Genomic DNA, 20,523 nt, shown 5'->3' with positions numbered 1-20,523 from the left:
GAGACGCATGATCGTCAATAGCCGAGCAGGAACGGATTCACCCCCGCCCGTTTCCAGCCGGCCTCCGTCACCAGCAGATCGAGGCCGAGGCTCGCGATATCGTCCGCGACGGGTTCCAGCTCCGTATCCTTGCGGCGGTTCAGGATCTTCASRTAGGTCCGGCAYTCGTCGCAGGTCTCKGCCTTGATCGTGTCRGCGATSCCYTCGATSGCCTGATAGGCGATGCCCTTGGTCGAGCCGCAGGTGACGCATTTCACCCGGACATGGTTCCATTGCGCCGCGCAGAGCGAGCACTGGACATAGCGCACACCCTCGACATTGACGTCGGCGACGATCGAACTCGTTACCGGCGGCCCGCCGCAACAAGGGCAGACGCCATCCGCGACCGGCTGCGGCAGCAGCGGGTCGAGCTGCGCCACGCAGCGGGCCGCGACGACCTGCAAGGCCGCGGCGGCGAAGATGTGCTCGGCCACCGCCTCGACCGGGATCGCATCGGCCAGCACCGCGGCGAACATCGCGCGGCGGCCTTCGTCATCCACCGCCATGGCCCGTTCGAGGGCCGCGCGGGCGAGGTCCGGCATGGCGACGCCTTCCAGCAGCTTCGCCAGCCCGTCGAGCGCGGCCGAGGCGGCCGGATCGTCGGCAAGATCTTCGCGGGGCAGGAGCGGCATGGCATTGGCGGCTCGCATCCGAAGCTCGCCCAAGGCGGGAAGGGTGGGGAGCGGCAGTGCGCGCGCGAGCTCGTCCTGCGCCTTCGACAAGGCCGCCAGGAAGCTCAGATAGGGCTCGAGCTGGTGGCCGGGCGCGAGCGCGGCGAAGCGCATGGCGCGCAGCCCGAACAGCGTTTCCGGCAAGGGCAGGCGGATGAAGGGCGGCTTGTCGCGCTCGGCGATGCCGACTTCCTCGAAGGGCGCGAAGCCCGGAGCATCACTCATTCTGGTCCTCTCGAACCGCACGGGTCACGGGAGGCGGAGCGGCCGGGCCGCCCCGCATGCAAGGATATTGCTACTCGGCCGGGCCGACAGTGTGGCGGCGCGGTGGTGTCTGGCGTTCGTCGACGACGCCCTCGCGCGCCTCCTGGCGCAGCCAGAGCCGATGATGGCGGAAAGCCCAGCCGCCCGTCACCTTGCCCTCCGTCATCGCGCCCATCGTGCCGCGCACATAGAAGCCGGCATAGATATGGACGATGACGACCAGCAGCATCGCGACCGCCGCCAGCGCGTGGATGATATGGCCGAAGCGCTGCTGCTCGATGGTGAAGCTCGCGCCGAAATACTCGTACCAGATCATGATCCCCGTGCCGAACAGGACGAGGATCAGCAGCGTCATCAGCCAGAAGACGATCTTCTGGGCGCCGTTGTACTTGCCGATCTCGGGCAGGTTCTCCTCATGGCCCGACATCACCTCGCCGATATGGCGCATCCATTGCGTGTCGACCTTCTGCCAGAAATTGTATCTGACCATCTGGACGAAGAGGATGGCGAAGCTCGCCAGCAGCACGACGCCCATCCAGGGATGCAGGGCGCGGGTGTTCGCGCCGCCGCCGAACAGGCCCGACAGGAAGAACAGCGAGGGATGGAACAGCGCCGCCCCGCTGAGAGCGAGCAGGATCAGCGAGATCGCGGTGACCCAGTGATTGACGCGCACGCGGCCGGGATAACGGTCGACGGTCGTGCGCTCCTCTTCACGCCTGACGACCACGGGCTGCCTCCTCGTCGATCACATGCTCGGCCTCGCGGTCCTCGGCGCGGCTGACATCGTTGCGCCGCGCCACGATGCCATGGACGAAGGCGAAGGCGGCGGCGAAGCCGATCGCCGCCATGCCGGCATATTTGGTCAGGCCCTTCCACAATTCGACGACCTGGCTGATCCGCGGATTGTTGGGCAGCCCGGCATAGAGCTGCGGCTGGTCGGCATGGTGGAGCACATACATCACATGCGTGCCGCCGACGCCCGGCGGGTCGTAGATGCCGGCATTCTGGAAGCCGCGCGACTTGAGATCCGCCACACGCGTCTGCGCGAAGGTGAGCTGCGCCTGCTTGGTGCCGAAGGTGATCGCCCCCGTCGGGCAGGCCTTGGCGCAGGCCGGCGCCTGGCCGACCGAGACCCGGTCCGAGCAGAGCGTGCACTTATAGGCCTTGTGATCGGTCTGGCTGATGCGCGGGATGTTGAAGGGGCAGCCCTTCACGCAATAGCCGCAGCCGATGCAGTTCTCCGAGACGAAATCGACGATGCCGTTGTTGTACTGCACGATCGCGCCCGGCGAGGGGCAGGCCTTGAGGCAGCCCGGATCGGCGCAATGCATGCAGCCATCCTTGCGGATCAGCCATTCGAGATTGCCGCTCTGCGGGTTCTCCCATTCGGTGAACCGCATCAGCGTCCAGCTGTTCGGCGTCAGATCGTGCGGATTGTCATAGGAGCCGGTGTTGAAGCCGACCTCCTCGCGCAGATTGTTCCATTCCAGGCAGGCCGACTGGCAAGCCTTGCAGCCGATGCATTTCGAGACGTCGATGAGCTTCGCCACCTCGAAATCGTGGCGGACATCCGGCGGCCGCATATTGGTCGCCGAGATGCGGGCGAAGTCCTGGCTCTGCAATCCCATGGTCTTCGCCTCCCTAGCTCGTCGCCGGCCCGTTCGACGGCTCGACATTCACGAGGAACGCCTTGAACTCGGGCGTCTCGATATTGGCGTCGCCGACGAACGGGGTGAGGCTGTTCGGGCCGAAGCCCTTGCGCGCCGCACCGGTGAAGCCCCAATGGAGCGGGATGCCGACGATATGGACGGTCTTGCCGTCGCAGATCAGCGGCTTGATGCGCTTGGTCACCATCGCCTTGGCATAGACCGAGCCGCGGTTGGACGAGACCTTCACCCAGCCGCCCTTCTGGATGTTCTTCTCCGCGGCGAGCTGCTCGCTGATCTCGACGAAGAACTCCGGCTGCAGCACCGCATTGACCCAGACATGCTTGGTCCAGAAGTGRAARTGCTCGGTCAGGCGGTAGGAKGTCGCSGCATARGGGAACTTGTCCGAGGTTCCGAGCGCCGCAAGATCGTCCTTGAAGATGCGCGCGGCCGGGTTGCCGCGGATCTTCGGGGCGAGCACGTTGGCGACCGGGCTCTCGAAGGGCTCGTAATGGGCCGGGAAGGGGCCGTCCTTCATCATCGCCCGGGCGAAGAGCCGTGCGGTCCCCTCCGGATTCATGATGAAGGGGCCGACATCCTGCGGCTTGGCGCCGGGCGCGATGTCCGGCACGTCGAAGCCCGCCCAGGCCGTGCCGTTCCACTCGATCAGCTTGCGCTTCGGATCCCAGGCCTTGCCGTCGAGATCGGCCGAGGCGCGGTTGTAGAGAATCCGGCGGTTCGCCGGCCAGGAGAAGGCCCAGTTCGAATAGGCGCCGGTATTGCCGGGGTCGCTGGTGTCCCGGCGGGCCATCATATTGCCCTTCTCGGTCCAGCAGCCGGAATAGATCCAGCAGCCGCAGGCGGTCGAGCCGTCGTCGCGCAATTGCCCGAAGGTGTCGACCTGCTTGCCCTTCTCGAGGATGACCTTGCTCGGGTCGACCGGGTCGGTCACCGTCGAGACGACATAGCCGTTCATCTCCTTGGCCATCTCGTCCGGCTCGGGCTCGCCCGGATCGCGATAGGGCCAGTGGAGATTGACGATCGGATCGGGGAAGGCCCCGCCCTCCTTCTGGTAGAGCGCGCGCAGGCGCATATGGAGCTGCGCCATGATCCAGTTGTCGTGCTTGGCCTCGCCCGGAGGCTCGGCGCCCGGCCAGTGCCATTGCAGCCAGCGGCCGGAATTGACCAGCGAGCCCTCGTCCTCGGCGAAGCAGCTCGTCGGCAGCTCGAAGACCTCGGTCTTGATGTCCTCGGGCTTGACGTCGTTATGGACGCCCTCGTCCTTCCAGAACCGCGCCGTCTCGGTCTGCAGCGGGTCCATCACCACGAGGAATTTCAGCTTCGACAGCGAGGCCGTGACCTTGCCCCGGTTGGGGAAGGAGAGCAGCGGGTTGAAGCCCTGGCAGAAATAGCCGTTGACCTTGCCCTGGCTCATCAGCTCGAAGGTGCGCAGYACGTCGTAGCCGGGCACGTCGAGCTTCGGCAGCCACTGATAGGCGAAGTCGTTCTCCGCCGTCGCCGCCGGGCCCCACATCGACTTCAGGAAGCTCACCATGAACTTCTTGTAGTTCTGCCAGTAGCTCATCTGGTTGGGCCTGAGCGGCTTGAAGCCGCGCGTCGACATATAGGTCGAAAAATCGACCTCCTTGTCGGTCCCGAGCGTCAGATAGCCCGGGATCAGGTTCGACATCAGGCCGATGTCGGTGAGCCCCTGGATGTTGGAGTGCCCGCGCAACGCATTCATGCCGCCGCCGCGCATGCCGATATTGCCGAGCATGAGCTGCAGCATCGCCATGGAGCGGATGTTCTGCGAGCCCTTGGAGTGCTGCGTCCAGCCGAGCGCGTACATCGAGGTCATGACCTTGTCGCGCGCCGAGGTCTCCGCGATCATCTTGCAGATCGTGAGGTATTTGTCCTTTGGCGTGCCGCAGATGCGCTCGACCATCTCCGGCGTGTAGACCGCGATATGCTTCTTCAGGAGCTGGTAGACGCAGCGCGGATGCTGCAGCGTCTCGTCGATCTGSACRTARCCGTCCGGMCCGAGCTCGTATTCCCAGCTCGAGCGGTCATAGTCGCGCTTGGCCTCGTCGTARCCGGTGAACAAACCGTCCTGATAGCCGAAGCCCTCCTTCACGATATAGGGCGCGTTGGTGAAGGCGCGCACATAGTCGTGTTGGATCTTGTCGTTATCGATGCAGTACTTGATCACCCCGAGCAGGAAAGCGATGTCGGTGCCTTGCCGGATCGGCGCGTAGAAATCCGCGACCGAGGCCGTGCGCGTGAAGCGCGGATCGACGACGATCAGCTTGGCGCCGCGCTGGGCCTTCGCCTCAGTGACCCATTTGAAGCCGCAAGGATGCGCTTCGGCGGCGTTGCCGCCCATGACGACGATGAGGTCGGTGTTCTTGATGTCCGTCCAGGAGTTGGTCATCGCACCGCGACCGAATGTTGGGGCCAGACTGGCCACCGTYGGTCCGTGTCARACRCGCGCCTGGTTGTCGAACGCCAATATCCCGAGACTTCGGACGACCTTGTAGGTCAGGAACGCCGTTTCGTTGGTGGTCGCCGATGCCGCGAGGAAGCCCGTCGTCAGCCAGCGATTGACCGTGACGCCGTCCTGGTTCGTCTTGATGAAGTTCTTGTCGCGATCGTCCTTCATCAGTCGCGCGATGCGGTCGAGCGCCTCGCCCCAGCTGATCTGCCGGAATTCGCGCTCGCCCGGCCCCCGATATTGCGGGACCTTGGTGCGCGTCTCGGAATGGACGAAGTCGAGAAGGGCGGAACCCTTCGGGCAGAGCGTGCCGCGATTGGTCGGATGGTCGGGGTCGCCCTCGATATGGATGATCGCGGGATGGGCGTTCTTGGACCCGTCGCCGAGGCCGTACATGATGACGCCACAGGCGACCGAGCAGTACGGACAGGTGTTTCGGGTTTCCGTCGTGCCCGTCAGCTTGAAAGGTCGCACGGCCTGGGCGAGGGCTTCCTCAGCCCCGCCGAATCCGAGCGCGGCGACGGCAGATCCGCCGATCCCCGCCCCTGCGGCTTTCATGAACTGGCGGCGCGAGAGCTCATGCAGCATCTCAACCTCCCAGGCGAACAATCACGTATCGTTCAATTTGGAATAGTGAAACTCTGGCCAGGGGGCGTCAAGCTGCCTCTTGCTTGGGCATTGCGTCGCATGGCTAGACTTTTGTCGTAGTCCGTTGCCGGCGAAACCTGCGGTTCGCGCTCGCGGTGAAGGCCCGTCGCGACGGGGCGCGTTATGCCGATTCCCTGCGTTTGGCCGGCTGCCTCGCTCCGCCCGATGGGATGGCCGTGCTGGTGCGCCGCGCCCGCTGCCAGGCGGCGGGCGTCTCGCCGGCGATGCGGCGGAAGACGCGGGTGAAATGCGCCTGATCGGAAAAGCCGATCTCGGCCGCGATCTCCGTCAGGGTGCGGTCGCCGGCCGCCAGCATCTCCTGGCCCTTCCGCACGCGCGCCTGCAATTGCCATTGGTGCGGCGGCAGGCCGGTCGCCGCCTTGAAGGCATGGCTGAAATGCGATTGCGAGAGGTCGACCAGCGCCGCCAGCTCCTGCAGGCGGATGTTGTCGCCGCAATGATCGGCGATGAAATCGGTGACGCGCCGCAATTGCTCGCCTGTCAGCGACGAGCGCCGGCGCGGCTCGCGGCGCCGGACCTGGAAGAGATCGATCAGCAGGGCGAGCACGAGCCCGTCGCCATAGAGGTCGTGCCGCCGCTCCGGCTCCGCGCATTCGGCCGCGATCATCCGCGCCAGCGCCATGATGCGCTCGTCGCTGAACATGATGCGGGGGCGCGCGAGGATGGCCCGGTCGAGCGGCTCGGCGAGCCGTTCCGCGATCTCCTGCGCGTCGAAATGCAGGTCGAGATGCTTCAGCCGCAGCCGCTCGTCGATGCGTGTCCAGACCGGCATCCCGGCCGGCATGTAGCTGATCGATGATCCCCCGGGAGCGCTCGCAATGCCGGGCCCGCCGGGCGAGAGCCGCGTCTCGAACGATCCGCCCTCCGTCTCGAGCACGATGAACAGCCGCGGATGCTGCGAGACATATTCGCCGCGCGCGCCCTTTTCGCAGCGCGCCTGCCAGAGATCGGCGATCACGCCGTTGAAGGCGCGCCATTTCAGCGTGCCGATGACGCTGATGCCCTCCCGGACGGAATTCATGCGCGGCTGGAACGACATCGACTTCTTCCGTCGGTGGCGATGGAAAGGTGGCGAGAATGCAACACCGTGGCCGCATGATACGGGACAGAACAAAAACGTTCAATGCATAGCAGAAACGATCAATCCGGCTGTTGGTGTGAATGTTAGGGAAAATCGTCCCGAGATAAGCGTCGTTTTGAATTATTCTAAATCTCGAATATTCGAATACGGCATCATTCATTCTGGTAGAAGCGAATTATGCGTTATACTGATCGCATGAAGATTGGATTTATTCTTGGATCGGCCACTTCGCTTCTGGCGATCGCTGGCCCGGCCTTTGCCCAGGGTCAGCAGGCCCAGGCTCAGCCGGCAACGGTGCAGCTCGACACGATCACGGTCGAAGGCCAGGCCGAGACCGCGACCGGCCCGGTCAACGGCTACGTGCCGCAGCGCACGGGGACGGGCTCGAAGACCAATACGCCGATCACGGCGATCCCCCAGGCCGTCTCGGTGATCGGCCGGCGGGAGCTCGAGGACCGCAACGTCCAGAAGGTCGACGAAGCCCTGCGCTACACCGCCGGCGTCACGGCCCAGCCCTTCGGCCCGGACCCGGACACTGACTGGGTCTTCATCCGCGGCTTCCAGGCGACGCAGACCGGCATGYATCTCGACGGGCTGTCGAACTATGCCTTCGGCTTCGGCGGCTTCCAGATCGACCCGTTCCAGCTCGAGCGCGTCGAGGTGCTGAAGGGACCGGCCTCTGTCCTCTACGGCGGCGGCAATCCCGGCGGCATCGTCAACATGATCAGCAAGCGCCCGAACGGCAGGAATTTCGGCCTGGTCGAGACCGGCATCAACAATTTCGGCAACGCCTACACCAACATCGACATTGGGGTCAGCGACAAGCAGGGCATCTGGAGCACGCGCCTCACGGGGCGCATCTCCGGCGGCGACCAGTACACCGACGTCGCCAAGGATTTCCGCGGCTTCATCCTGCCGCAGATCACCTACAAGCCGAACGGGGCGACCAGCTTCACGGCCTATGGCTATTATTCGGCGCTTGACCAGATCCATGTCGGCGGCGGCTTCCTGCCCTGTGTCGGCACGGTGGTGAACGCGCCCTTCGGCCGCATCCCGCGCAAGGCCTTTCTCGGCGAGCCGGATATCGACAGCCAGAAGCGCGTCCAGACCATGCTGGGCTGGGAGTTCAAGCACGAGTTCGACAATGGCTGGACCTTCAGCCAGAACGCCCGCTACGGCCATATGCGCGGCTCGCAGCTCGGCCCCTATGGCTACGGCTATTACGGCGCGGACGCGCTGTTCGGGAACCGCTTTCAGCCGCTGGCGCCCGATTACCAGCTCTACCGCATCGGCTTCCAGGAACGCACGCAGGTCAACACTTTCCTGCTCGATAACCGGCTGGAGCGGAGCTTCCGTACCGGGCCGGTCGAGCATTCGCTGCTGCTCGGCGCCGACTACAAATACTTCAACATCGACCAGACGCAGGCATCGGGCGGCGCGACGCCGATCAGCGTGACCAACCCGGTCTACGGCGCGCCGCAGGGCGTGCCCTCGGTCTATCTGAACCAGGAGCTGGATCATCACCAGTTCGGGCTCTATCTCCAGGATCAGCTCCGCTTCGGCGATGGCTGGCTCGTCACGCTGAACGGCCGCTACGACTACACCAAGAAGAAATCCGTCAGCGCGCCCGGCCTGCTGTTCTCGCCGAGCTACAGCAAGAACGAGGCGGCCTTCTCCGGCCGCGCCGGCCTGGCCTATGAGTTCGCCAACGGCTTGACGCCCTATGTCAGCGCCGCGACCTTCTTCAACCCGGTCTTCGATGCCGTGCCCAACCTGACGGGCGGCCCGGCGACGCCGTTCCAGCCGGAGAAGGGCCATCAATACGAGGCCGGCGTGAAGTACAAGCCGGGCTTCATGGACGCGCTGATCACGGCCTCGGTCTTCCGGCTGGTGAAGCAGAACGTCGTCACCCCGTCGCCGACAGCGCTCAACCCCTTCGCCTCGACCCAACTCGGCGAGGTCACCTCGACCGGCTTCGAGCTCGAGGCCAAGGCGAATATCGACGAGAACTGGAAGGTGCTGGCGAGCTTCACCGCCTTCGACCTCAAGACGACGAAGGACACCCGCGCTGCCTATATCGGCAAGACGCCCTTCATCRTGCCGGAGGTGACCGCCTCGGGCTGGCTCGACTACACCGTCACCGAGGGGCCGCTGAGGGGCCTCGGCCTCGGCGCCGGCCTGCGCTATGTCGGCAAGTCCTGGGCCGACAACGAGAACACGCTGAAGGTGCCGGCCGTGACGCTGGTCGATGCCGCGATCCGCTACAAGATCGACGACTGGTCCTTCGCGGTGAACGTCACCAATCTCCTCGACAAGGTCTATGTGAAGAGCTGCCAGGGTTATTCCGGCTGCGGCTATGGCGATGCCCGCACCGTCACGGTCTCGGCCAGCTACAAATGGTAGGTCGCGCGCGGCGAGAGCATCGGCCCAAAAAAGCGGAATGCGGTTTTCGGAAAAAACCGATGCAATGAACCAAATATCGCATGATGCGAGGCCGGGGCAAAAGCCGCGGCCTCTTCGCCGTTCCCGAGCACTGGACCACATATCGTCTTGCCGTCAACCCTATCCAGCGAACAGGCCATTCGAGCCGCCGGCATGACCCGGCGCGCGATGCTTGCTCTGCCCGCGCTGCTCGGCCTGGCATCGCCGGCGCGGGGGCAGGCGCCGCTGCGTGTCGCGACGATCGACTGGGCGGTGCTGGAGACGTTGCTGGCGCTCGGCCGCCCGCCGGTGGCCGCGACCGAGCTCGTCCAGTTCCGCGAGGTCGCGGTCGAGCCGCCGGTGCCGGAGAGCGTTGCCGATCTCGGCTTGCGCGGCACGGTCAATTTCGAGGTGCTGCAGCTCGCCCGGCCGGAGCTGATCTACATCTCTCATTTCTATGAATCCTCAGTGCCGCGCCTGCGCCTGATCGCGCCGGTGGAGAGCTTCACGCTCTATGCACCGCGCGTCGATCCGTTCCCGGCGGCGGAGGCGATGATGCGCGCGATCGGCGAGCGCCTCGGCATCGCCGAACGGGCCGGGCGCTATATCGCCGAGACCCATGCCGAGCTCGATGCCTGCCGGCAGCGGCTCCAGGCGCTCGACGGCCTGCCGGTCATCCCGATCAATCTCGGCGATGCCCGCCATTTCSGCGTCTTCGGCGCCGACAGCATGTTCGGCGCGGTGCTGGCCCGGCTCGGCATCGCCAATGCCTGGACCGAGCCGACCAATTATTCCGCCATGGCGCCGGTGGGGCTGGAGGAACTGGCGCGAGTGCCCGAGGCCTGGATCGTGATGATCCCGCCCGTGCCGGCCGATGCCTCGCGCCTGCTCGGCCGCAGCGCCTTCTGGAACGCCCTGCCGAATGTCCGGGCCGGGCGCGTCCTGACGCTGGGCTCGATCGACCCCTATGGCGGTCTGCCGGCGGCGCGTCGCTTCGCCCGCCTGCTGACGGCGGCCCTCGAACAGGCGGGAGCGGCGAAGCGTGATTAGGCCGCTCTTCCTGCATCGGCCCTTCGCGGCCGCGCTGGCGGCGCTCGCGCTCGTCGCGCTGCCCTTCGCCGCCGTGCTCGTCACCCGCGCGCCGCTGCCGGGCGATCCGGCCATCGTCGCGCCGCTGGAGCAGATCCTGCTCTGGCACAGCTTGCTGCCGCGCTTCGCGCTGGGCGCGGCCGTGGTGCTGGCCAAGGGCGATTATCTCTTCTCCCTCTTCATCTGGGGCGCAGGCTCCCTCAACCAGCAGAGCTGGGACGTGCCACTCGCGCTGGCTCCACGTCTCCTCCTCGGCTTTGCCGCTTCCTTCGCCCTGCTGCGGCCCCTGACCCTGCTCGCGCTCGACGATGCCAGCGCCCGCAGTCTCGGCGTCGCGCTGCTGGCGGCGCGGCTGGCCGTCCTCGTCGTCGCGGTCTGGCTCGCGGCGACGGTGGTCGCGCAAATCGGCATCATCGGTTTCGTCGGACTCGCCGCCCCGATCCTGGCGCGGGCGCTCGGGGCGCGGCGCCTGCGCGATCGCCTGATAGCGGCGCCCTTGGCCGGTGCCGTCCTGGTCTCCTTCACCGACAGCGCCGTGCAGATCCTCGGTTCGGCCACGGCCGATCTCGCCCCGACCGGTGCGGCAACAGCGCTGCTCGGTGGCCCGCTGCTGCTTTGGATGCTCGGGCGCATCCCGCCGACCGTGCCGCCGCAGATGACATCCGGCTGGCGCGAGTCGAGCCGCGTCCGCCGGCCCGTGCTGGCCGTGTCCACCCTCATGGCCGTGGCGGCCATCGTCACCCTCGGCGCGCTCGTGCTCGGGCGCGGTCCGAATGGCTGGAGCCTCGCGACAGGCCAGCTTTTCGCCGATCTTTTGCCCTTCAGGGGCCCGCGCATCGTCGCCGCGGGCTTCGCCGGCGCGATGCTGGCGGCGGCCGGCACGCTGATGCAGCGCCTCACCGCCAATCCGCTCGCCGGGCCGGACGTGCTCGGCGTCAGCGCGGGCGGCGGCGTCGGTCTGGCGCTGGTGCTGTTCCTGAGCAGCACCGTCACGCCATGGACGATGGCGCTCGGGGCCGGCGGCGGCTCGCTCGCCGTGCTCCTCGCCATGCTGCTGATCGCCGGCCGGGCCGGGACGGGGCCGTCGCGCCTGCTGCTGGCCGGTATCGCGCTGGGCGCGCTGTCGATGGCGGTCGTCTCGACGGTGCTCGCCCAGGGCGATAGGCGCGGCTACCTGCTGCTGGTCTGGATGTCCGGCTCGACCAACCGGGTCGGCGCCGCCGAGGCCTGGATCGCGGTCGCGAGCTGCGTCGCCCTCTGCCTGCCGCTGTTCCTGTTCTCGCGCTGGCTCGACATCCTGCCGCTGGGGGAGGGGGTGAGCCTTGCGGTCGGCCTGCCGCGCCGCGTTGGAAGGCTGACGCTGGCGACCTTCGCCGCCTTGCTCACCGGCCTCGCCTCGCTGCTGATCGGGCCCTTGAGCCTGATCGGCCTCGTCGCGCCGCATCTGGCGCGGCTCTCCGGCTTCGCCCAGGGCCGTCATCAGCTTGCCGCGGCGATGGCGCTGGGCGCAGGCGTCATGGTGCTGGCCGACTGGCTGTCGCGCGTCGTCATCTACCCCTACCAGATCCCGGTCGGGCTCTTCGCCGCCCTGATCGGCGGCCCCTACCTGATCTGGCTCTTGAGCCGCGGAGCGGAAAGCCATGACTGAGACGATCCTTTTCACCGCATCGACCTCGATCGCGCTGCCCGATCCGCATGCGCTGCTGGATCGTCTCTGCGAGCGTCTCACGGAGCGCGGAACCGTGACGCGGGACGGACCCCGCGGCCGCTTCGAGAGCCGGATGGGCTCCGTCGAGATGGAGGCCGGGGCGCAGGCGCTGCACCTGCATGCCGCGTCGGATCAACTGAATTACCTGTTCATCGCCCGCTCCTTGCTGGCCGAACACATCGCCGAATGCACTGAAGGGTCGGCACCCGCTTTCCTCTGGAGCGGCGATGGCTGCGACCTCACCGCGATTCCGTATTTCCATCAGGCGACCGTGCGTGCGAGCCGCCCGGTCACCCCACGCATGCAGCGCGTCACGCTTGCGGTCGCGGATGTCGGCCAGCTCGAGACGGGCGGCCTGCATGTCCGGGTGCTGATCCCGCCGCAGGGCAGGGCGCCCGTCTGGCCGTCGCTGGCGCCCGATGGCCGCGTGCTCTGGCCGAAGGGCGAGGACGAGCTGACGACGCGCGTCTACACCATCCGCAGCCTCGACCATGCCCGCGGCGAGGTCGATATCGATGTCGTGCTGCATGAGGACACGCCCGGCTCCGTCTGGGCGCGTACGGCCGGGCCGGGCGACACCGTCGGCCTGATGGGGCCGGGCGGCGGCGAGATCGTCCCGGCCGATTGCTACCTGCTCGGCGGCGACGAAACTGCGCTTCCGGTGATCGCGCGTTTCGCGGAAAGCCTGCCGGCTGGTGCGAAGGCGATCTTGCGTATCGAGGTCGCCGATGCGCGGGAGGAGCAACCGATCGCTTCCGCCGCCACGCTCGATCTGCGCTGGCTGCATCGCAACGGCGCCGAAGCCGGCTCGACCGATCTGCTCGAACGGGCCATCCGGGCGGTGGAATGGCCGCAAGGCGGGGCGCATTATGCCCTGATCGGCAGCGAGCAGGCCTCCGCCCGTGCGATCAGGACCTATCTGCGCAAGGAGCGCGGCATGGCCAGGGATCGCCACCTCGTCGCGGCGTATTGGCGCCGGGGCCACGCCGCGGTCGAGCGCGAGCGCGACTGAACCGGGTTCGACCGCCTACGGATCGGACCGAATATCGTATTCAGTCCGATGCCGTAGCTCTTTGTTTTTGCATCGGCTTTTTTCCGAAAACCGCATGCCACTTTTCGGGCCGATGCTCTAGAAGGAACGATGATGCACATGCTCGAGACAGCCTCTCCTTCCGCCGCGCTCCAGCCGGCCGTGCCGCAGCCGCTCTTTGCGCTGGACGCGGTGAGCTTCGCGATCCCCGGCCGCGTGCTGCTGGAGCCGCTGAGCCTGACCTTGCCCGGCCACCGCGTCGTCGGGCTCATCGGTCACAACGGCTCGGGCAAATCGACCCTGCTCAAGCTTCTGGCCCGCCAGCAGCCGGTGTCCGGCGGAACCATCCGCTTCGAGGGCAGGGCGCTGCCGGAATGGGGCGACCGCGCCTTCGCCCGCAAGGTCGCTTATCTGCCGCAGCAGACGCCGCCGGCTTCCGGCATGCTGGTGAAGGAGCTCGTCGCGCTCGGCCGCTATCCCTGGCACGGCGCGCTCGGCCGGTTCGGTGAGCGGGACCGCGATAAGGTCAGGGAGGCGATGGCGCTGACCGATGTCGCGCGCTTCGCCGACCGGCTGGTCGACACCTTGTCGGGCGGCGAGCGCCAGCGCGTCTGGCTCGCCATGCTGGTGGCGCAGGATGCGGAATATCTCCTGCTCGACGAGCCGATCTCGGCGCTCGATGTCGCGCATCAGATCGAGGTGCTCGCGCTGGTGCGGCGCCTCTCGCAGGAGCGCAATATCGGCGTGGTCGTCGTGCTGCACGACGTCAACATGGCGGCGAATTATTGCGACGAGATCGTCGCCCTGCATTCGGGGCGGATGATCGCGCGCGGAGCGCCCGACGCGATCATGCGTCCTGCCGAGCTCGAGGCGATCTACGGCGTGCGGATGACGGTGCTGCAGCATCCGCAGACGGGCCGCCCGCTTGCCTTCGCGCCCTGAGAGCGCTGTCGGCGGCGCGAGCTGGCGTAAGTGAGTGCAGGATGATTTCAGATGGAATCACAAGTGTTTCCATCTGAAATCTGAATCCGTCTCTCATCAAAAAGTAAGAGCAGGATGCACGCTGTCATTCCGGACCAGGCGCGAGAGCTGCGCCCGGAATGACGGAGCGGTTTCGACCAAGGGCAGAGCCTCAGGCCGCCGTCTCGGCTTCCTTGGTATCCTTGCCCTGACCGCGCAGCCGCCGGACGAGGCGGACCACGGCGACATAGAGCAACGGCACGAAGAAGACGCCGATGGCGGTGGCCGCGATCATGCCGCCCATCACGCCGATGCCGATCGCGTTCTGGCTGCCGGAGCCGGCGCCGGTCGCAACCGCGAGCGGCAGCACGCCGAGGATGAAGGCGAAGGAGGTCATCAGGATCGGGCGCAGGCGCTGGCGCGCCGCTTCGAGCGTCGCCTCGATCAGCCCCTTGCCGGACGCCTCCTGCTCGATCGCGAACTCGACGATCAGGATGGCGTTCTTCGCCGCCAGCCCGATCGTGGTGAGCAGGCCGACCTTGAAGTAGACGTCGTTGCTCTGGCCGAACAGCGTCGCCGCCGCGAGCGCGCCGAAGATGCCGATCGGCACGCACAGCATCACCGCGAAGGGAATCGACCAGCTCTCATAGAGCGCGGCGAGACACAGGAAGACGACGAGCATCGACAGCGCATAGAGCGCGACGGCCTGGCTGCCCGACAGCCGCTCCTGATAGGACAACCCCGTCCATTCATGCCCGAAGCCGGTCGGAAGCTGGCTCGCGATCCGGTCGATCTCGTCCATCGCCGCGCCCGAGCTGACGCCGGCCGCGGCCGCCCCCTGGATCTCGACCGCCGAGGCGCCGTTATAGCGTTCGAGGCGTGGCGAGCCGTAGCTCCATTGGCCGGAGGCGAAGGCCGAGAACGGCACCATGCCTCCCTCCTGGTTGCGGACATACCAGCGCCCGACATCCAGAGGCTGCATGCGGAAGGGCGCATCCGACTGGACATAGACCGATTTGACGCGGCCGCGATCGATGAAGTCGTTGACATAGGCCGAACCCCAGGCCGCCGAGAGCGTCGTGTTGACGTCCGCGAGCGAGAGGGTCAGCGCGCTCGCCTTCTCCTGGTCGATGGTGACGGAGTATTGCGGCTGGTCCTCCTGCCCGTTCGGCCGGGTGCCGGTGAGCAGCTTGCTCTGCCCGGCGAGGCCGAGGAGCTGGTTGCGGACCTGCATCAGCCGCTCATGGCCGGCGCCGGCGACGTCCTGCAGGTAGAAATCGAAGCCCGACGTGTTGCCGAAGCCCTGCAGGGCGGGCGGTGCCAGCGCGAAGGCGAAGCCGTCCTTGAGCGTGCGGAACGCGCCCATCGCGCGCCCGGCGATGGCCTGCGCCGTCGCCTGCTTGCCGGGCCGCTGCTCGAAGGGCTTGAGCCGCACGAAGGCGAGGCCGACATTCTGCCCCTGGCCGCTGAAGCTGAAGCCGCCGACCGTCAGGACGCCCTCGACCAGATCCTTCTCCTTGGTCAGGTAGTGCTCGCGCACCTCGTCGAGCACCTTGAGCGTCCGGTCCTGTGTCGCTCCGACCGGAAGCTGCACGAGCGTGAACAGCACGCCCTGGTCTTCGTCGGGCAGGAAGGAGCTGGGCAGCCGCGCGAACAGATAGCCCATGCCGCCGCCGATCAGCAGGAAGACGAGCAGGAAGCGCATCGGGCGCTTGATCATCCCGCCGACACCGTTGCGGTAGCCATTGGTGGTGCGGTCGAAATTGCGGTTGAACCAGGCGAAGGGAGCCCATGTCTTGCTGTGCTCGCCGGGCGCCTTGAGGAGCGTGGCGCAGAGCGCGGGCGTCAGGATCATCGCGACGAGGACCGACAGGATCATGGCGGTGACGATCGTCACCGAGAACTGCCGGTAGATCACGCCGACCGACCCGCCGAAGAAGGCCATCGGCACGAACACCGCCGAGAGCACCGTGGCGATGCCGACGAGCGCGCCGGTGATCTCGCCCATCGAGCGGATCGTCGCTTCCTTGGGGCCGAGCTTTTCCTCGTGCATCACGCGCTCGACATTCTCGACCACGACGATCGCGTCGTCGACGAGCAGGCCGATCGCCAGCACCATGGCGAACATGGTGAGGGTGTTCACCGAATAGCCGGCGGCGGCGAGCACGCCGAAGGTGCCGAGCAGGACGACCGGCACGGCGAGCATCGGGATCACCGTCGCGCGCAGGCTCTGCAGGAAGACGAACATCACCACGAAGACGAGCAGGATCGCCTCGAACAGCGTGTGCACCACCTTCTCGATGGAAAGCTGGACGAAGGGCGTGGTGTCGTAGGGATAGACGACCTCGACCCCCTCCGGCAGCGTCGGCGCCAGCCGCTCGATGGTGGCCTTGACCTTGGCCGCCGTGTCGAGCGCGTTCGCGCCGGTGGCGAGGCTGATCGCGAGGCCGGTCGTCGGCTTGCCGTTGTAGAAGCTGACCGTGTCGTAGCTCTTGGCGCCGAGCTCGACGCGCGCGACGTCGTTGATCCGGACGATCGAGCCCGAGGTGCCGCTCTTGAGGATGATGTTCTCGAACTGCTGCGGCGTCTGCAGGCGGCTGAGCGCGGTCACGGTCGCGTTGAGCTGCTGGCCCTTGACCTGCGGCAGCCCGCCGAGCTGGCCGGCCGAGATCTGCACGTTCTGGGCCTGGATCGCGTTGATCACGTCGCCCGGCATCAGCGCGTATTTCTGCAGCTTGTCGGGGTCGAGCCAGATGCGCATCGCGTAGCCGGCGCCGAAGAGCTGGGTCGTGCCGACGCCTTCGACGCGCTTCAGCGTGTCGTTGAGCGTCGAGTCGACATAGTCGGCGAGGTCCGTGGTCGAGAGCCGCCCGTCGCTGGAGACGAAGGCTGCGACCATGAGGAAGCCGGTCGCGGCCTTGGCGACGGTGACGCCGGTGCTCTGCACGACCTGGGGCAACTGGCGCGTCACGAGCGCGAGCTTGTTCTGCACCTGCATCTGCGCCACGTCCGGATCGGCCGCGTTCGTGAAGGTCAGCGTGATCGTGGCGTTGCCGGTCGAGGTCGAGGTCGCCGTCATGTATTGCAGGTTGTCGACGCCGGTCATGCCCTGCTCGATGACCTTGGTCACCGAGTTCTCGACGGTCTGGGCGTCGGCGCCCGGATAATTGGCGCTGATCTGCACGGTTGTCGGCGCGATCTGCGGATATTGCGAGACCGGCAGGGTCCGCAGGGCGAGCACGCCCGCCAGCATGATCACGATGGCGACGACCCAGGCGAAGATCGGCCTCTCGATGAAGAAGCGCGACATGGTCAGTTCTTGACCGTGCTGGGGCTGGCTTCCGCCCGCCGGTTGGCCGATTTGAGCTCACCCGTCGCTTCGTCGATGGAGACCTCGCTGACGGTCACGGTCTGGCCCGACCGGACGAGCTGGCCGCCCTCGACGATGAGCTGCTCGCCGTCCTTGACGCCGCTGTCCACCAGCCAGTTGTTGCCGATGTTGCGGCGGGTGGCCAGCACGCGCTCCTCGACCTTGCCGTCCGGCCCGACGAACTTGCCCGTCGCCTCGCCCTTGGTGTTGCGGCCCACGCCGCGCTGCGGCAGCAGGAAGCTGTTCTCGGCGACGCCTTCCTGGATCACGGCCCGCACGAACATGCCCGGCAGCAGGATGCGGTCGGGATTGGGGAACTCGGCGCGCACCGAGAACGTCCCGGTCGTCGGGTCGATATTGGCCTCGGCGAATTCGAGCTTGCCGGACTGGTTGTATTCGGTGCCGGTGTCGAGCTTCAGCTTCACCGCCACGTTGAGGCCCGTGAAGCGCAGCTTCCCCGAAGCGATGTCGTCGCGGAAGCGCAGCAGGTTGGTGCTCGACTGCGTAACGTCGACATTGATCGGCTCGAGCTTCCGGATCGTCGTCAATGCGGTGGCCTGGTTTGCGGTGACGAGCGCGCCGGGCGTCAGCGCCGACTTGTCGATGCGTCCGTCGATCGGCGCCGTGACCTTCGTGTAGGCGAGATTGATCCGGGCGGTCTCCACATTCGCCTTGGCGGAGGCGACATCGGCCTGGGCCTGCGCCAGCGTGGCGTTGGCGTCGTCCATGTCCTGGCGGCTGCCGGCGTTGCGCTGGAACAGCTCCTGATAGCGGTTGGCCCGGATCTGGGCGTTGGCGACGGCCGCTTCCGCCTTCTGCTGGGCCGCGACCGCGCTGTCGAGGGTGGCCTGGTAGGGCGCGGGGTCGATCTCGTAGAGGACGTCCCCGGTCTTGACCTCGCTGCCCTCCTTGAAGAGGCGCGATTTGATGATGCCGTTGACCTGCGGCCTGACCTCGGCGACGAGATTGGCCGAGACGCGTCCGGGCAGCTCCGCGGTGATCGCGACCGGCTGCGGATGCAGCACGACGACGCTGACCTGGACCTGAGGCTGCACCGGAGGCGCCGCCTTTTCCTGATTGCAGCCGGCCAGGGCCGTGGCGCACAGCAGAAGACCGGGCAGGGCGAAACGCGACGGGGAGCGGGCGCGCTGGGCCGACATGGACAGTCCTTCTTGCAGGCGGTCGATAACGTTCAATTCCCGATTGCGCCTATCGCGTCAATACGGCGGAATACGGGTGAGACGATACGACCCGCCCCTTGCGGAGAGGCCAGCGCCTCACGCAAAGCGAGCCTGGAGCGCGACAGAACGCGCCCAGTGCCGCTGGGGCCCGAGGCAAGCCGATCGTGATGGATTGATCCCGTTCCGGCTTCGGAACCATCGCCCGGACTGGACCGTTCCTTCCTCGCAATCATTGCTCTGATGCCGAGGCTGGAGACATGGCGCCGCGCGCAATCTGGAAGGGCGTCTTCAAAGTCGCCGAAATCACCTGCCCGGTGGCGCTCTACACGGCGGCCTCGACCAGTGAGCGCATCTCCTTCCATATGTTGAACCGCAAGACCGGGAACAGGGTCCACCGCCAGTTCGTCGACGAGGTCTCGGGAAAGCCGGTCGAGAAGGAAGACCAGGTCAAGGGCTATGACCGCGGCGACGGCGACTACATCGTCCTGGAGCCGGAGGAGATCGCCGAGGCCATTCCCGACAGCGACAAGGTTCTCGACGTCGCGACCTTCCTGCCTTGCGACGAGATCGACGATTTGTACCTCGATCGGCCCTATTACGTGACGCCGAGTACGCCGGTCGCCGCCGAGGCCTTCAGCCTGATCCGCGACGCCATGGCGCGCCGGGATGCGGCCGCCCTGGCGCGCACCGTGATCTTCCGGCGCATGCGATCGATCCTCATCCGGCCGCATGAGGCCGGCATGGTCGCGACGACCCTTCATTTCGACTATGAGGTCCGGCCGGCGCAGAGCGCCTTCGACGACATTCCGAAGCTGAAGATCGAGGGCGAGATGCTGGAGCTCGCCGAGCACATCATCCGCACCAAGGCAGGTCGCTTCGACCCCAAGGCCTTCGACGATCGCTACGAAAGCGCGCTGGCCGAGCTGGTCAAGGCGAAGATCGAGGGGCGGACAATCAAGCCGGCGAAGCGCCCCGAGCCGGCGAAGGTCGTCAACCTGCTCGACGCCCTCCGGCGGAGCGCCAAGGCCGGCCAGACATCCGGCGTCAAATCGACCGCGAAACGCAAACCCGCCAAAGCCGAGCCGCGGCGCAAGGCAAGCTGATCACTTCCGCGGTTCGAGGCTTCGCTTGAGCGCATCCATGATGCTGACGACGTTGCCCTCGCTGGCCACCGGCGTGGCTTTCCGGGCCGGCCTGCGGCCCTTCTGCTTGGCCTTGATGATGCTCAACAATTCGTCCTGGACAGGATCCTGCACCAGATCGGGCGACCAGTCCCTGGTGCGCGACGTGATCAGCTTTTCCATGAGCGCGCGCATGTCGGGCTCGGGCTTGGCTGTCTTCACATCGGCGAAATACTCCTTCTCGTCGCGGACCTCGTCGCCATAGCGCAGCGTCCACAGCACGATGCCTTTGTCGCGCGGCTCCAGCAGCACGGCCCGCTCGCGCCGATAGAGCACGACGCGGGAGATGCCGACGGTCTTGGTCGCCTTCATCGCCTCGCGGATGACCGAGAAAGCCTCATCGCCGATCTTGCCGTCGGGCACGAGGTAATGCGGCGTGTCGTACCAGATCCAGCCGACGGAAGAGCGCGGCGCGAAAACCTCGATATCGATGGTGCGCGTGCTCTCCAGCGCGACGGCGTCGAGCTCGTCATCCTCCAGCATGACATAGTCGTCATCGCCCTTGGGATAGCCCTTGACCTCGTCGTCCTCGGCAACCGGCTTGCCGGTGACGGCGTCGACGAAGCGGCTCTGGATGCGATGCCCGGTCTTGCGGTTGAGCGTGTGAAAGCGGACCTTCTCGCTCTCCGAATGCGCCGGCATCATCGCGACCGGGCAGGTCACGAGCGAGAGCTTGAGATAGCCTTTCCAGAATGTCCGCTGGGCYATGTTTGCTCACTCCA

At 66.6% G+C, this 20,523-nt stretch carries 14 protein-coding genes; 6 read left to right on the top strand and 8 right to left on the bottom strand.

The features are described 5' to 3' along the window. Nucleotides 1-14: 14 nt before the first annotated feature. The 5 genes from fdhE to AB4Y99_RS07680 all read right to left on the bottom strand — a co-directional run bounded on the left by fdhE (nucleotide 15) and on the right by AB4Y99_RS07680 (nucleotide 6,819). On the bottom strand, nucleotides 15-935 hold the full coding sequence (gene fdhE / locus AB4Y99_RS07700; protein ID WP_441522912.1) for a formate dehydrogenase accessory protein FdhE: 921 nt from the start codon (nucleotides 933-935) through the stop codon (nucleotides 15-17). Nucleotides 936-1,005: 70 nt separating this feature from the next. Beyond that, complete coding sequence (locus tag AB4Y99_RS07695) at nucleotides 1,006-1,701, bottom strand: formate dehydrogenase subunit gamma (protein ID WP_441522911.1); 696 nt, start codon at nucleotides 1,699-1,701, stop codon at nucleotides 1,006-1,008. Next, nucleotides 1,685-2,602: a formate dehydrogenase subunit beta gene (gene fdxH / locus AB4Y99_RS07690; protein ID WP_038368440.1), complete on the bottom strand. Its 918-nt coding sequence runs from the start codon at nucleotides 2,600-2,602 to the stop codon at nucleotides 1,685-1,687. The genes AB4Y99_RS07695 and fdxH overlap by 17 nt, the downstream gene beginning before the upstream one ends. A 13-nt stretch (nucleotides 2,603-2,615) precedes the next feature. Continuing rightward, a complete protein-coding gene (gene fdnG / locus AB4Y99_RS07685) occupies nucleotides 2,616-5,699 on the bottom strand; it encodes a formate dehydrogenase-N subunit alpha (protein WP_113255102.1) in 3,084 nt (1,027 codons plus the stop codon). A 181-nt stretch (nucleotides 5,700-5,880) separates the two neighbouring features. After that, entirely contained in the window at nucleotides 5,881-6,819 is a 939-nt protein-coding gene (locus AB4Y99_RS07680) for a helix-turn-helix domain-containing protein (RefSeq protein ID WP_441522910.1), read from the bottom strand. Nucleotides 6,820-7,038: 219 nt separating this feature from the next. Between AB4Y99_RS07680 and AB4Y99_RS07675 the strand changes: the two genes are divergently transcribed. The 5 genes from AB4Y99_RS07675 to AB4Y99_RS07655 all read left to right on the top strand — a co-directional run bounded on the left by AB4Y99_RS07675 (nucleotide 7,039) and on the right by AB4Y99_RS07655 (nucleotide 14,051). After that, on the top strand, nucleotides 7,039-9,264 hold the full coding sequence (locus AB4Y99_RS07675; RefSeq protein WP_441522909.1) for a TonB-dependent siderophore receptor: 2,226 nt from the start codon (nucleotides 7,039-7,041) through the stop codon (nucleotides 9,262-9,264). 192 nt (nucleotides 9,265-9,456) lie between these two features. Next, complete coding sequence (locus tag AB4Y99_RS07670; protein ID WP_441522908.1) at nucleotides 9,457-10,332, top strand: ABC transporter substrate-binding protein; 876 nt, start codon at nucleotides 9,457-9,459, stop codon at nucleotides 10,330-10,332. Beyond that, nucleotides 10,325-12,019, top strand: a complete 1,695-nt coding sequence (locus AB4Y99_RS07665) for an iron ABC transporter permease (RefSeq protein ID WP_441522907.1) — start codon at nucleotides 10,325-10,327, stop codon at nucleotides 12,017-12,019. The genes AB4Y99_RS07670 and AB4Y99_RS07665 overlap by 8 nt, the downstream gene beginning before the upstream one ends. After that, entirely contained in the window at nucleotides 12,012-13,091 is a 1,080-nt protein-coding gene (locus AB4Y99_RS07660; protein WP_441522906.1) for a DUF2218 domain-containing protein, read from the top strand. Before AB4Y99_RS07665 ends, AB4Y99_RS07660 begins: the two co-directional genes overlap by 8 nt. Nucleotides 13,092-13,229: 138 nt before the next feature. Further along, nucleotides 13,230-14,051 carry an ATP-binding cassette domain-containing protein gene (locus tag AB4Y99_RS07655; RefSeq protein ID WP_441522905.1) on the top strand — a complete coding sequence of 274 codons (822 nt, stop codon included), beginning with the start codon at nucleotides 13,230-13,232 and terminating at the stop codon, nucleotides 14,049-14,051. Nucleotides 14,052-14,241: 190 nt separating this feature from the next. Here AB4Y99_RS07655 and AB4Y99_RS07650 read toward each other — a convergent pair whose 3' ends face one another. Together AB4Y99_RS07650 and AB4Y99_RS07645 are read right to left on the bottom strand one after the other, a co-directional pair. After that, complete coding sequence (locus AB4Y99_RS07650) at nucleotides 14,242-17,379, bottom strand: efflux RND transporter permease subunit (protein WP_441522904.1); 3,138 nt, start codon at nucleotides 17,377-17,379, stop codon at nucleotides 14,242-14,244. A gap of 2 nt (nucleotides 17,380-17,381) precedes the next feature. Next, entirely contained in the window at nucleotides 17,382-18,599 is a 1,218-nt protein-coding gene (locus tag AB4Y99_RS07645) for an efflux RND transporter periplasmic adaptor subunit (RefSeq protein WP_051988521.1), read from the bottom strand. Between the two features lie 278 nt (nucleotides 18,600-18,877). Here AB4Y99_RS07645 and ku (AB4Y99_RS07640) point away from each other — a divergent pair, with 278 nt between their 5' ends. Continuing rightward, a complete protein-coding gene (ku, locus tag AB4Y99_RS07640) occupies nucleotides 18,878-19,723 on the top strand; it encodes a non-homologous end joining protein Ku (protein ID WP_441522903.1) in 846 nt (281 codons plus the stop codon). Here ku (AB4Y99_RS07640) and ku (AB4Y99_RS07635) read toward each other — a convergent pair whose 3' ends face one another. Continuing rightward, nucleotides 19,724-20,509 carry a non-homologous end joining protein Ku gene (ku, locus tag AB4Y99_RS07635; protein WP_441522924.1) on the bottom strand — a complete coding sequence of 262 codons (786 nt, stop codon included), beginning with the start codon at nucleotides 20,507-20,509 and terminating at the stop codon, nucleotides 19,724-19,726. Between the last annotated feature and the right edge of the window lie 14 nt (nucleotides 20,510-20,523).

The sequence above is a fragment of the Allobosea sp. TAB14 genome (genome assembly GCF_052113865.1).
Classification (GTDB): Bacteria; Pseudomonadota; Alphaproteobacteria; order Rhizobiales; family Beijerinckiaceae; genus Allobosea; species Allobosea spartocytisi.
The sequence above is the reverse complement of the archived record's forward strand: the minus strand, read 5'-3'. Positions and strand labels throughout refer to the sequence as shown.

Excerpts from the sequence above, each read along its gene's own strand:
- fdxH (WP_038368440.1), bottom strand. The coding sequence starts at position 2,602 with ATGGGATTGCAGAGCCAGGACTTCGCCCGCATCTCGGCGACCAATATG.
- AB4Y99_RS07680 (WP_441522910.1), bottom strand. The coding sequence starts at position 6,819 with ATGTCGTTCCAGCCGCGCATGAATTCCGTCCGGGAGGGCATCAGCGTC.
- AB4Y99_RS07660 (WP_441522906.1), top strand. The coding sequence starts at position 12,012 with ATGACTGAGACGATCCTTTTCACCGCATCGACCTCGATCGCGCTGCCC.
- AB4Y99_RS07655 (WP_441522905.1), top strand. The coding sequence starts at position 13,230 with ATGCTCGAGACAGCCTCTCCTTCCGCCGCGCTCCAGCCGGCCGTGCCG.
- AB4Y99_RS07650 (WP_441522904.1), bottom strand. The coding sequence starts at position 17,379 with ATGTCGCGCTTCTTCATCGAGAGGCCGATCTTCGCCTGGGTCGTCGCC.
- AB4Y99_RS07645 (WP_051988521.1), bottom strand. The coding sequence starts at position 18,599 with ATGTCGGCCCAGCGCGCCCGCTCCCCGTCGCGTTTCGCCCTGCCCGGT.
- ku (WP_441522903.1), top strand. The coding sequence starts at position 18,878 with ATGGCGCCGCGCGCAATCTGGAAGGGCGTCTTCAAAGTCGCCGAAATC.